Genomic DNA, 12,247 nt, shown 5'->3' with positions numbered 1-12,247 from the left:
GGCGTACTATTTATTACGATTGAAGATGAAACAGGATTTTCGAATCTTGTGGTATGGGAAAAAACGTTCAGCATATACCGTAAAATAATTCTACAGGCCCATTTATTGATGGTTGTTGGAAAGTTACAAATAGAGAATAACGTCATCCATATAATTGCGCAATCTTGTCATAATATGAACCAACTCTTACAGCTAGAGGCCATCGAATCAACGAGTAGTTCTCAAGATAAATCATCACAAAAAGTTACCGGAAATCTGCAAATTAATCCGAGCAAAGGAATACAAATAGAACTATTCCCTTCCAGAGATTTTAAATAATAAAAAAAAGAAGGTAGAGACCATCTATGTGCCTCTACCCAAATCATAATCAACCAATATTTTTAGCCTTGGCTTGGCCTCGGCGCCCACCTATCATACGGAGTCAAGTCAAAAGCATTAACTTCCTCCATAGTCAAGCCCAATGCTTTTGCCACACCTTCACCATATGCTGGATCAGCTTTATAACAATTTCGAATATGTCGAATCTGGATAAATTTTTCAGCACCACCTACCTGTGCGGCCGTATTATCAAATAATAACTGTGATTTGCCATCGGCTTTGATAATACGGAACAAATCACCCGGCTGTGTGTAATAATCTTCATCATCATCTCTGAAGTTATACGCATAGGCTGCGCCATCTAATTCTAGAGGTGGTTCTTTCGCTTCGGGTTGCTCTTCCCATTCTCCATAACTATTCGGATTGTAATGTATCGTATCTCCATAGTTGCCATCAACACGCATCTGTCCATCACGGTGAAAAGCATGATAAGGACATCGCGGCTTATTTACCGGAATTTGAAAATGATTAACTCCTAAACGATAGCGCTGTGCATCGCCATAGGAGAACAATCTACCCTGTAACATTTTATCTGGAGAGAACCCAATACCAGGAACAATATTCGTTGGGTTAAAAGCAGCTTGTTCAACATCTTGAAAATAATTTTCTGGATTTTTGTTCAACTCAAATTCACCCACAGGAATCAATGGAAAATCCTTTTTCGACCAAACTTTCGTTAAATCAAAAGGATGAAAGCGGTAAGTCTTAGCTTCTTGTTCACTCATGATCTGGACGAACAATTTCCATTTTGGAAAATCTTTACGTTCAATCGCATCAAATAAATCACGTTGAGAAGATTCACGATCCTGACCAACCACTCTAGCAGCCTCCTCATCACTATAATTTTCTATACCTTGTTGAGAGACAAAATGAAATTTAACCCAATGTCTAACATTATCTTTATTGATAAAACTGTATGTATGACTTCCAAACCCGTGCATATTTCTATACCCTTTGGGAATACCACGATCACTCATTACAATAGTTACTTGATGGAGAGATTCAGGAAGCAAGGTCCAAAAATCCCAGTTACTATTCGCATTGCGTAAATTCGTTTTTGGATCACGCTTCACCGCGTGATTCAAATCTGGAAATTTCATTGGATCACGGAAAAAGAACACAGGCGTATTATTTCCTACCAAATCCCAAATCCCCTCATCTGTATAATATTTCATTGCAAAGCCACGTATATCACGTTCTGCATCGGCTGCACCGCGTTCCCCCGCAACCGTAGAGAACCGAGCAAACATCTCTGTTTGCTTTCCTATTTCACTAAAAATGCTAGCTTTAGTATATTGCGTAATATCGTGCGTCACAGTAAATGTTCCAAATGCCCCTGATCCTTTGGCATGCATTCTACGTTCAGGAATAACTTCACGATCAAAGTTTGCCATCTTCTCAAGAAACCAAAAATCCTGCATTAACAAAGGCCCACGGGGGCCAGCAGTCTGCGAGTTTTGATTGTCAGGAACTGGCGCGCCAGTTTGCCTAGTAAGTTTCGTTTTTTTCTCTTCCATTATTAATCTATTTTCGAATAACTACTCAATAACATTTAAAATAAAAGCGGTGAGGATATAAATTTAGATAATTGGCTCCTCTCCTTTATCTAAGGCCGTTGCCAAGCGAGAAATATCAACCTCTCGGGCGATGATACAATATAAGAATTTCTGTTTGAATTTTCATACAAAATTCGTATTGACGGTCCATTTGAAAACAGAAAAACAAATCAAAAGTTTTAATTAATAAGTATAAATAACTAAATTAGTATTGAACTTAATGAAATAACAAACTATGAAAATTCTATATTTCGTCATTTCCTATATTATTTATAAAATAATATGCCACTTTTTAAACTTCCACTATAACCTTTTATCCGACGGGCTACAAATAAAAAACCTCTTAATAGATTTTCTACTGATGATCGTGGTCTTTAGCAGCGTTCATTTTATAGCAAAAAAAATTCAAAATCGATATTCTAAACCAGAGACAAACTAGCTCACTTTTAAAACCAATCCGGATATATTTTAAAAACTTTATCAGACGCAGTAATGAATAAATATTCACTGCTTTCTCCACCAAAACACACGTTCGCCGTCCAATCTGCAGGCACAGAAATATGTTTAATTTGTTTCCCCTGGGCATTATAAATAAATACTCCATCTCCAGTAAGATATAGATTCCCTTGTTTGTCAATGGTCATTCCATCGGATCCTCGTTCGCAAAAAAGTCTTTTGTTCCCAATCGTTCCATCATTCTTAATATCATAGACATACGTCTTATTATCGCCGATATCAGCCACGTACAATAATTTCCCGTCCTCAGAGCCTACAATACCATTAGGACGGCCGAACTCATCATCCAACTTTTGCAGAACGCCATTGGATAGCCGGTAAATCGCAGCAGGAATCTCCGAATTAGTTCTCGTCCAATAAGAACGTTGATAATAAGGATCCGTGAGATATATTACCCCTTGATTACTTACCCATACATCGTTAGGACCATTCAATTTTTTTCCCTGATAACCTGCCACTAATATTTCCCGTTGCTTTGTTTTTGTAGAAACACGCCAGAGTTCATTATCCTGATCGGCGCATGCGATAATAAATCCTTCTGTATCGAAAAAAAGACCATTGGATCGGCCCGCAGGCTCTAAAAAAAGTGTAAGCTCCCCTTCCTTGGAATATTTCCATATACGATTATTAGGTTGATCGGTAAAGTAAATATCCCCTCTGGAATCTTTAGCTGGACCTTCGGTAAAAGAAAAACCGTCTGAAATCAAAATAAGTTCTCCTTTTTTCTGCCCTAAAACAAGGGATATATTACAAAATAAAATAAACAGGCATAGGTTTCTCATATACTAAAGATACGAGTTTTCACTTAATAGAAAAAGCAGTAACAGAATCTGTTTTTTTACATTTGAATGCCTATCTTCGCTTTTGCATCAAGCACATACGCGTTGAAAGAATATCTTTTATTTATAGATACGGAAACTTCCGGCGTACCCTTACGATGGGATCGCCCCTATTCAGATCAGAAGAATTGGCCATCGGTTATTCAAGTGGCATGGATCATCTACGAATGTCACGGCAAGGAAATCCGACGCGTCTGCGAGTACATCTATGACAAAGACATCACCATTAGCAAAGCTTCTCAAAAAATTCATGGCCTCGACTTAGCGATACTCGCTTCCCGTGGCAACCGTCGCAAAGACGTCCTTCGAAAGTTGGCCCACGATATCAACAAGTATAACCCATTGATTATCGGACATTTTATTGAACTAGACGTGCAGGTGCTAAGTGCCGATTTTTTTAGAGCCCAACTAGATAACCCCTTTATCGGTAAACACTTCTTCTGCACAATGCTTAGCAGTGAAAAGTATGCCTTCAATCCTCAAACAAAATACCTACGGTTAGCACAGCTCTATGCCCATCTGTTTGATACTATGCCAGAGACATTGCATGAGGCTGAACGAGATGCAGAACTTACCGCTACATGTTTTTTTGAGCTCTATAACAGAAATGAACTTCGCGACGAAGATTTTCAACGGCAACATAAACGATTTACGAAGAATCTGAACATAAAAGAAAAATTAACTGTATAACCGTTACGTAATCAAAACAGATCTTATGCAGAACATGATCCAACTACTACAAAAAACACCGCCTTTTAACCTTCTTCCAGAAAGCGTACTGATTGAAATTTCTGAATCGTTAACCACAAAAACGTTCACAAAAGATACGCTGGCCTACCGACAGGAAGTAACCGAGTTGCAGGGGGTTGATTTCATTGTAAAAGGTGAATATGAGACTTTTTTCTTCGACAGTGTGGAAAACAAACGGATGCTTGAAACCCATAGCTCACCGTATTGCTTTGGAGGAATATCTATCCTCCTAAATAGAACCAAGGCTTTAAAATCAGTTATGGCCAAAAAAGGTACTGTTATATATAGCTTACCGCGAAAAGAGTTTTTGGAGCTATGCCAAGGCTATGACGACTTTTTCCAATTTTATACCACCGATTTTGGCAAAAGGATGCTGAACGACGAATTCTCGCATTTTGTGAAAACGCCAGCGTCTTTTGAAGAGAGCTATATTGCTGCCGAACAACTCTATTCCAGAAAAATTGACGGTATCATTTATAAGGATATTGTATCATGCCCAACAGGAACACCTATCTTCCAAGCGGCCAAACATATGGCTGACAATCGCGTCAGCTGCTTATTTATACGCGACATTGACGATAACATTATAGGCTACGCCACAGATATTACATTACGGGATAACGTTATCGCAAACCAGATTGATACCAATAACCCGATAGAGTCCATCATGGACAATCCCATTGTGTCAATTTCGCATCAGGCTTATTTGTATGAAGCCGTCCTGATGATGTTCCGCACAAAGACAAAATACCTATTGGTCGAAAAGCACGATAAATACGTGGGCTTTTTGAGTCGAAATCGCCTTTTAAGTGAGCAAGGTCAGTCACCGTTGGTGTTCATTCAGTCCGTAAAACTTGCGGAGACGACCAATGAATTAAGACAAAAATGGAACTACGTACCGGAAATTATTAATCAACTTTTAGGGCGAGGTATTAACGCCGAAATTACCAATCAGGTTATTACGACAATTGCCGATGCTATCGCGATAAAAGTCATCGAGAAGGTTATTCGCGAAATTGGAGAACCTCCCGCAAAATTCGTATTTATGGTGACGGGTAGCGAAGGACGCAAAGAGCAGACCTTAAAAACAGATCAGGATAATGCAATTATTTATGAAGATAAAGCCAATGAGCAGCGAGAAATGGTGCGCGATTATTTCTTAAATTTTGCTAATAAAGTATCTGACCATTTAAATGAAATTGGCTTTGTGTATTGCAAAGGAGGCTACATGGCTAGTAATCCCGATTGGACACATTCCTTATCCCACTGGAAACGAAATTATAAAAATTGGATTGACGAGACAGTTCCGGAGAATGCCATTAAATTTTCCACATTTTTCGATTGTAGGTTTTTGTACGGCGATCGCACAATTATTGATCAGCTAAAAGAATTCTTGGAAGAAGAACTTCAAAAACCAAACGATCGCTTCTTCACTTTTATCGGACGCAATGCTTTGCAATACGAGCCGCCATTGACTTTCTTTAAAAATATTAAAACGGAAACAATAGGTAAGTCCGAGGTCTTAAATATTAAAAATGCGATGACTCCAATTGTCGACTTGGTTCGTGTGTATGCCCTGAAGAATCGCATATATGAAGAAAACACTGGAGAACGATTAGAAAAGCTTACTGAACTAGGGGTGTTCAGCAAAAAACAATACGAAGAACTCTACCAATCGTACTATTATCTTATGGCCTTACGATTAGAAAATCAAGCAAATCAAATATTGGTCGAAAAGATCGAGCCGAATAACTATATTCGAATTGACAAACTAACAAAAATCGAGAAAGTAACCTTAATTGAAATATTTAAAACGATTAATAATTTTCAAATGGGAATAAAAATGCGTTTTACAAACAATCTGCTAGGTTAGCAACCTATTCAAGAAAAAAATTAAGGCAATGTAATCTCCAACACATTATCAACATCAAGACTTGTGTTAAGATAAAACAATCTATTTTTTCCTTCCGAGATAGCTCTCAGAACGGCGGTGTTAGGTGGGATTTCACCTTCATTTTCCGCCACAAAACGTATGCGGTTTATTCCTCTTTTTAAAGTTATACCAATCCGTTGAGGTTCACGAAGCACTGCTAGGGCCTTCTGCACAGACACCTCATTCACCAGAATACTGATTTTATCACCGTCCTGGATTTGGTCGTCCCAAAATTCAAAATACACAATTGGGTCTGAAACGCTCCAAACCCCTATTTTTCGTACTTTACGCTCGTCTTCTGTACTCTTCCTTTTCTCGATCGTCATCTTTTTATATCCACCGTTTTCCTTGCCCTTAGCGCCTTGTTTCGACGTATTCACGGAGGTACTAGGGATATAATTAAAACTTGCAACCATTAAAGTTGCAAATGCATTGGATGAATGAGAGAAATCAAAACTATAACCTCCATAGGTTGTATCAGTGAGGATAAAATTTGCGGTATTTGGAGGGAGTTCGCCATAATTGTCGGCAAAAAAAGCAATGTAATTCTGCCCGGAATCTAGTTTAAGCCTATAGTGTAACATCGCTCGTTCAACCGGTACTCTATCCATAAATAATCGCCCATTATGAACAATTGTAATTGTATCTCTGTCGTAACGCTCCTCATCTCGAATATCTAAGTCAAGCTCGTTATTTTTGGAATTAAAGCTGTCGTAAATACCATAATAGATGGAATCCGAAGAAATTACTTCCTGGATTGCGTCATTATCCGACCATGGCTTTCCGTCGACTTTTTTTAATTCCAAAGAAGTTCTGTACAAAAACTCCCGCAAATATACCTTATCGTTAGTATGCAGTTCATTATCATAAACTCCTCTCATAAAGACGCCTAAGTTATCAAACCACATTCGGTGAAGTTCCATCGTATTATCATCTGTACTCTTTCGAAATACACCATTGAGATACATCATCCAAGGACCAAGAGAATAAGGGGTTTCAACAACCGGATACTTATTTCGAGCAATCGCCAATTCAGATTCATTTTTACGCACCAAAAGTAAATTGTATTCCCCAAGAAAATCTCGGTATTTCAATGTAAGACGAGAAGGATAGAGCATTTGTGCCACCGGACTCCCAATGTCAAGGATCATTTCTATAGGCGGTATATGCGGTGCCTGTTTATACGCAAAGCTCCACTTTCCTTCCCATTTATTTAGCTGACTAAACGCAGCACCACTATATATGATTGCTAACAGACACAAAAAAACATATATTGCACCTATTTTATACCTACTGAAACATTTACTCAAAAATAAAGCTGCCATACTTAACAATCCGATACGTCTGAAAATACGGAATCCAAATTAGAGAACCAAAAAGCAACATAATCAACAACAAAAAAATATTATAAAAAGGTTTTGCTTAGTGTAAAAAATACACTATATTTGCAGTTCATAATTTAGGTTTATAATTGGTTAGTTAGGGTTTTCATTCTCCCCGTTTGAAAACCCTTCTTTTTTTTATAAAAAACTAATAGCAAGTCATATAACACAAAAAAAAATACTATAACATAAACGAAATACGACGTAACAACTGAAAAAACAATACTTATCCCAGATGACTTTGATTTGTTAATTATAGCATTAGTTTGTATTTTTAGTAACGTATTACAATAATCAACACTTCAGGCGTTAATAATCAACCGACGCAACTTTAACTCGTGTGTAATTTTTTACTCGACGAGTGAACGAAGAAGGGTAAATGAACAAAACGAAACAACTATGGCGATGAAAACAATCAAAGGCCCTGCAATCTTTCTTGCTCAATTCATGGACGCTCAAGCTCCATTCGATAATTTAGAGAACATTTCCACATGGCTAAGCGAACTTGGGTACAAGGGCGTACAAATACCAACTTGGGATCAACGTTGTATCGATCTAGAAAAAGCAGCAACGAGTAAAACCTATGCTGATGAGATTAAGGGAAGTCTCAAGGATAAGGGAATTGAAATTACAGAACTTTCAGTGCATCTCCAAGGGCAACTTGTTGCTTCGCACCCTGCATATAATACGATGTTTGATGGATTTGCGCCTGCGGCGGTTCACAACAATGTCCAGGCACGCACTGAATGGGCTGTAAACCAAGTAGAATTAGCTGCAAAAGCATCTGCAAATTTGGGATTAAATACGTTAGCAGCATTTTCAGGTGCGTTACTCTGGCATACTGTCTATCCTTGGCCACAACGTCCAGCGGGTCTCGTTGAGACTGGATTTAAGGAACTGGCAAATCGTTGGCGTCCTCTCTTAGACATTTGTGATAGCTATGGAGTGGATGTAGCCTACGAACTTCATCCTGGAGAAGATTTGCATGACGGTGTGACCTTCGAACGCTTTTTGGACGCATTAGACAATCATCCTAGAGCAAATATACTATATGACCCAAGTCATTTTATACTGCAACACTTAGACTATCTTCAGTTTATAGACCATTACCATGAACGTATCAAAGCATTTCACGTTAAAGATGCTGAATTCGTAAAAAGTGGTAAATCCGGCGTATATGGTGGCTATCAAGATTGGATTGACCGGCCGGGACGTTTCCGTTCGCTGGGAGATGGTCAAGTGGATTTTAAAGGTATTTTCACCAGATTATCCCGCCATGGATTTGATAGATGGGCCGTTATTGAATGGGAATGCTGCATAAAAGATCCTGTGCAAGGAGCTATCGAAGGAGTTGATTTCGTGAACAGTCATATTATAAACGTAACAACAAAAACTTTTGATGACTTTGCCAGTACAGGCGCTGACGATGCGTTAAACCGAAAGATTCTCGGCATCTAATAGTTCTTTTAACAAAAAACGATAAAGACGGTGGGATCTTTTTAAGCCGATCCGCTGTCTTTTACGATTTCACTGAAACAACAAGTCGCTAATCACTATCGATCCACACGACAATGATTAGCGACTTAGTATTTTTTAAATCGTGAGAGTTATTTTTTTGAACCGCTAACGTTCACACCAATTTCGATATCTTTACTGATACCCCATTCAGCCGGATCAGCTGCTGTAGCACCAAATTTGATACCCCATGCTGTACGATCTACAATAAACTTACCGTTAACCGTAACCTTGTCACCTTCAATGGCAATCTTAGCTGGGAACGAAACGTTCAATGTACTGTCTAATAAAGTCAAATTTCCACTAACTGTTTTGTTTGAACCTTCGACGGCTCCTTCAGCACTTGCTGTAGGATCCAAATCAGTTACACTTGTAATTTTAAAATCCGCTGTAGGGTATTTCTCTATATTAAAGAAATCAGGTGTTTTAAGGTGATTCTCAAGATCAGATGCTTTCTTATCTGCTTCGGTGACCGACGCTGTATCTACAGCTATACTCGCCATGTCGATAACGAATTCACCTGCAAGGATATTTCCATCTTCTACTGAGAACTCGCCTGACGATAGTGAAATATTACCCCATCTAGGTGCAAATCCGCCTTTGTGCGTTGCTTTCCATGTTACAGAAGAGGCAGCTAAATCTACAGCGTAACGATCCCCTTGATGTCCAGCAACTTCTTGCTTTTCGCTAACACTAGTGTTAGTTGAATTACCGCCACATGAGGCGAAAATGATGGCTGCAGCAGCCACGATAGATAAACCGACTTTTTTCATTTGATAAGTATATATTTTTCCTTTATTTAATTTTTCAAAATTATAGAACATTTACAATGCTAAAGATATCATATGTTAAGAAAACAAAAAAATCAGAACTAAATAACGTTTGAATCTCTTACAATTTAGCATAATAAATCCAATCATGAAGCAAAGAACCTTAATTTAAAACATTCAACGACATCTTTATTATCTCCACAGCTTGTTCGATCTGCTCTTTAGAAATAACAAGCGGTGGTGCAAACCGTATTTTATCTCCATGCGTAGGCTTTGCCAATAACCCATTAGCCATCAACTCCATACATAACGTATACGCAGCATTTGCATCATGATGCTGAATAACTATTGCGTTTAACAATCCTTTGCCCCGAATAGTTTGGATTGCTGGGTGATTAATTTCCTTTAGCTTCTCTCGGAAATAAAGACCTAGCTCCTCCGCCCTTTTATCGAGTCTCTCTTCTTCTAAAACATTCAAAGCTGCGATAGCTACTGCACAAGCTAATGGATTTCCGCCGTATGTAGAGCCGTGTTCTCCGGCGGCGATACTTAACATTATTTCGTCATCCGCTAAAACAGCAGATATTGGCAGCACACCACCACTTAATGCTTTGCCAAGAATTAAGATATCAGGATGCACATCCTCATGATCACAGGCCAGCATACGCCCCGTCCTACATAACCCAGTCTGCACTTCATCAGCAATAAATAAAACATTTTTTTCTCTACAAAGCGAATAAGCCTCCTTCAAATAACCCTCATCAGGAACATACACACCCGCTTCTCCTTGAATTGGTTCAACTAGAAAACCAACGACTGAGGGATCTTGAAGCGCCTCTTTCAACGCTCTAAGATCGTTATAAGGAATTGTCACATAGCCATCAACAAATGGACCAAATCCTTCTTTAGCTAAGGGGTCGGAGCTAAATGAAATAACATTAATAGTCCTTCCGTGAAAATTTCCCTCAACCGTTATAATTTTTGCGGTATTATTAGGTACGCCTTTAACCCGGTACCCCCATTTACGAGCCAATTTCAGCGCCGTCTCTACTGCTTCCACGCCTGTATTCATGGGCAGCACCTTATCGTATCCAAAATATTTAGCTACATACTGCGTGTAAGCAGCCATTTTGTCGCTGTGAAATGCGCGCGAAGTCAACGTTAGTTGCTGTGCCTGTTCGATTAAAGCGGAAATAATTTTCGGGTGACAATGCCCTTGATTGACGGCCGAGTAACCCGACAGAAAATCGAAAAAACGCGTTCCTTCGACATCCCAAACGAAAGGCCCTTTCCCTTTACTCAACACAACAGGCAACGGATGATAATTATGGGCTCCATATAACTCTTCGGTTTGAATATATGATGCTGTTTTTTCAGATATATTATAATCCATAATCATAGCTAGAAAGTTTTGGAATATTTAAATTAATAGTAGCAAGTTAGCAAAAAAATAGACAAATTAGTCCTAACACATGTATGTTATAGTAGCCGAAAAAACCATGCAATCTAAAAAAATCAACTCTAGGAAGATTGAATCGTATTACCTATCTTAGGGTAGAACAAATTTAAATCCATTATGTCATTTAAAAAAATAACGCTATTCATGTTGACACTTATCGTTACCCTAGGTAGCTCCCATGTTCACGCGCAGGACAAAAACATCGCAGACGTGGAAGATGCTGTAAACAACCTCATAGAAGCAATGCTGCACCCGTCTGAACCTACTCTTAAAAATTTATCAGCAGAACAATTAACATACGGACATTCGAGCGGAAAAATTGAAAGTCAAGAAGAGTTTGTCGGCACATTGGTATCTGGCACCTCCGTTTTCGAGCAAATCAAAATTGAGAAACAAACAGTTCAAGTTCTTGAAAATACCGCTATCGTTCGCCACACGCTTTTAGCGAGGACAAATGATCCGGGAAAAGGACCCGCAGATATCAAGTTAGGAATTGCATTAACTTGGGTGAAAACGCAGGGAACATGGAAGATGTTGACCCGACAGGCATTCAAACTACCATAGCAATGAGGAACGCGAAGCAGTTACAATAAAAAAAGCGGGATACATCTATAGTGTGTCCCGCTTTCAATATGAAAAATTAAACAATTATTAGCTCAAAATTACTTCGGAAATCTGGTTCCCTTGTTTAGTACGAATAAATTTGTATTTTACATGCTGATCTAAGCGTAATACAATTCCCGCTAGTTTGTCATTAAAATAAACAGTTTGTTTTGTCATATTATCGCGGATGAATCCATAGTGTCCCTCATTATTATAATAAGAAACTTTCCCGTGATGATATTCATCCTCGTCACTTGTTGGACGCAATAAATCCTCTTCCTTAAATTCGTATTTTTTCTCTGGAGGTGTGTTTGAAAGATTTCCAAATTCATCAACATAAGCAAACATTTCTTCTAGCGCTTTACCTTTGTTGTTGTCTGATTTGTGAAGCTCTTTTTTTTCTTGCTTCTGTTGTCTTTTCTGTTGTTGCTTCTTAACTCGTTCTTTTTTGTTAAATGTAATTTGGCTTCTACCCATTCAATGAAATTAATTTTTTTTTAATTGTTAGAAATGCTATATGTCTTAACGCGTCGGATTTTAGAGCTT

The 12,247-nt window shown here is 38.5% G+C and carries 11 protein-coding genes; 5 read left to right on the top strand and 6 right to left on the bottom strand.

Annotated elements, in window-relative coordinates:
• A partial coding sequence (locus HP439_RS05425; protein ID WP_172389326.1) for an OB-fold nucleic acid binding domain-containing protein occupies window positions 1-318 on the top strand: 318 nt, incomplete at its 5' end.
• Window positions 319-380: 62 nt separating this feature from the next.
• On the opposite strand, the gene HP439_RS05420 is transcribed toward HP439_RS05425, so the two are convergent.
• Both HP439_RS05420 and HP439_RS05415 read right to left on the bottom strand, forming a co-directional pair.
• Window positions 381-1,895, bottom strand: a complete 1,515-nt coding sequence (locus HP439_RS05420; RefSeq protein WP_172389325.1) for a catalase — start codon at window positions 1,893-1,895, stop codon at window positions 381-383.
• Window positions 1,896-2,380: 485 nt separating this feature from the next.
• A complete protein-coding gene (locus HP439_RS05415; protein ID WP_172389324.1) occupies window positions 2,381-3,232 on the bottom strand; it encodes an SMP-30/gluconolactonase/LRE family protein in 852 nt (283 codons plus the stop codon).
• 102 nt (window positions 3,233-3,334) lie between these two features.
• Between HP439_RS05415 and HP439_RS05410 the strand changes: the two genes are divergently transcribed.
• Both HP439_RS05410 and HP439_RS05405 read left to right on the top strand, forming a co-directional pair.
• Window positions 3,335-3,979 (top strand): 3'-5' exonuclease, encoded by a 645-nt coding sequence (locus HP439_RS05410; RefSeq protein ID WP_172389323.1) that lies wholly within the window; start codon window positions 3,335-3,337, stop codon window positions 3,977-3,979.
• Window positions 3,980-4,004: 25 nt separating this feature from the next.
• Complete coding sequence (locus tag HP439_RS05405) at window positions 4,005-5,912, top strand: DUF294 nucleotidyltransferase-like domain-containing protein (protein ID WP_172389322.1); 1,908 nt, start codon at window positions 4,005-4,007, stop codon at window positions 5,910-5,912.
• 20 nt (window positions 5,913-5,932) lie between these two features.
• Here the strand turns inward: HP439_RS05405 and HP439_RS05400 are convergent, their stop codons facing one another.
• The gene (locus tag HP439_RS05400) at window positions 5,933-7,297 is read right to left on the bottom strand and encodes a hypothetical protein (RefSeq protein ID WP_172389321.1); all 1,365 of its coding nucleotides are present in this window, start codon (window positions 7,295-7,297) and stop codon (window positions 5,933-5,935) included.
• Window positions 7,298-7,759: 462 nt separating this feature from the next.
• On the opposite strand from HP439_RS05400, the gene HP439_RS05395 reads away from it, so the two are divergent.
• Window positions 7,760-8,812 carry a sugar phosphate isomerase/epimerase family protein gene (locus tag HP439_RS05395; protein ID WP_172389320.1) on the top strand — a complete coding sequence of 351 codons (1,053 nt, stop codon included), beginning with the start codon at window positions 7,760-7,762 and terminating at the stop codon, window positions 8,810-8,812.
• A 149-nt stretch (window positions 8,813-8,961) separates the two neighbouring features.
• Here the strand turns inward: HP439_RS05395 and HP439_RS05390 are convergent, their stop codons facing one another.
• Window positions 8,962-9,642 (bottom strand): YceI family protein, encoded by a 681-nt coding sequence (locus HP439_RS05390; protein WP_172389319.1) that lies wholly within the window; start codon window positions 9,640-9,642, stop codon window positions 8,962-8,964.
• A 160-nt stretch (window positions 9,643-9,802) separates the two neighbouring features.
• Window positions 9,803-11,038 (bottom strand): ornithine--oxo-acid transaminase, encoded by a 1,236-nt coding sequence (gene rocD, locus HP439_RS05385; RefSeq protein ID WP_281358170.1) that lies wholly within the window; start codon window positions 11,036-11,038, stop codon window positions 9,803-9,805.
• A 177-nt stretch (window positions 11,039-11,215) separates the two neighbouring features.
• Here rocD and HP439_RS05380 point away from each other — a divergent pair, with 177 nt between their 5' ends.
• A complete protein-coding gene (locus HP439_RS05380) occupies window positions 11,216-11,662 on the top strand; it encodes a nuclear transport factor 2 family protein (RefSeq protein WP_172389318.1) in 447 nt (148 codons plus the stop codon).
• A gap of 87 nt (window positions 11,663-11,749) precedes the next feature.
• Here HP439_RS05380 and HP439_RS05375 read toward each other — a convergent pair whose 3' ends face one another.
• Window positions 11,750-12,178, bottom strand: coding sequence for a cold-shock protein (locus HP439_RS05375; protein WP_246229258.1), 429 nt, complete (start codon window positions 12,176-12,178; stop codon window positions 11,750-11,752).
• Window positions 12,179-12,247: the final 69 nt, after the last annotated feature.

Origin of the sequence: Sphingobacterium shayense, assembly GCF_013179575.1 — a bacterium.
Lineage (GTDB): Bacteria > Bacteroidota > Bacteroidia > Sphingobacteriales > Sphingobacteriaceae > Sphingobacterium > Sphingobacterium shayense.
Note: the sequence above shows the minus strand (reverse complement) of the source record. Positions and strands in the feature narration are given on the sequence as shown.

What these genes read in the sequence shown, in the direction of transcription:
- HP439_RS05390 (WP_172389319.1), bottom strand. Translation starts at nt 9,642, where the DNA reads ATGAAAAAAGTCGGTTTATCTATCGTGGCTGCTGCAGCCATCATTTTC.
- rocD (WP_281358170.1), bottom strand. Translation starts at nt 11,038, where the DNA reads ATGATTATGGATTATAATATATCTGAAAAAACAGCATCATATATTCAA.
- HP439_RS05375 (WP_246229258.1), bottom strand. Translation starts at nt 12,178, where the DNA reads ATGGGTAGAAGCCAAATTACATTTAACAAAAAAGAACGAGTTAAGAAG.
- HP439_RS05400 (WP_172389321.1), bottom strand. Translation starts at nt 7,297, where the DNA reads ATGGCAGCTTTATTTTTGAGTAAATGTTTCAGTAGGTATAAAATAGGT.
- HP439_RS05395 (WP_172389320.1), top strand. Translation starts at nt 7,760, where the DNA reads ATGAAAACAATCAAAGGCCCTGCAATCTTTCTTGCTCAATTCATGGAC.
- HP439_RS05405 (WP_172389322.1), top strand. Translation starts at nt 4,005, where the DNA reads ATGCAGAACATGATCCAACTACTACAAAAAACACCGCCTTTTAACCTT.
- HP439_RS05420 (WP_172389325.1), bottom strand. Translation starts at nt 1,895, where the DNA reads ATGGAAGAGAAAAAAACGAAACTTACTAGGCAAACTGGCGCGCCAGTT.
- HP439_RS05415 (WP_172389324.1), bottom strand. Translation starts at nt 3,232, where the DNA reads ATGAGAAACCTATGCCTGTTTATTTTATTTTGTAATATATCCCTTGTT.
- HP439_RS05380 (WP_172389318.1), top strand. Translation starts at nt 11,216, where the DNA reads ATGTCATTTAAAAAAATAACGCTATTCATGTTGACACTTATCGTTACC.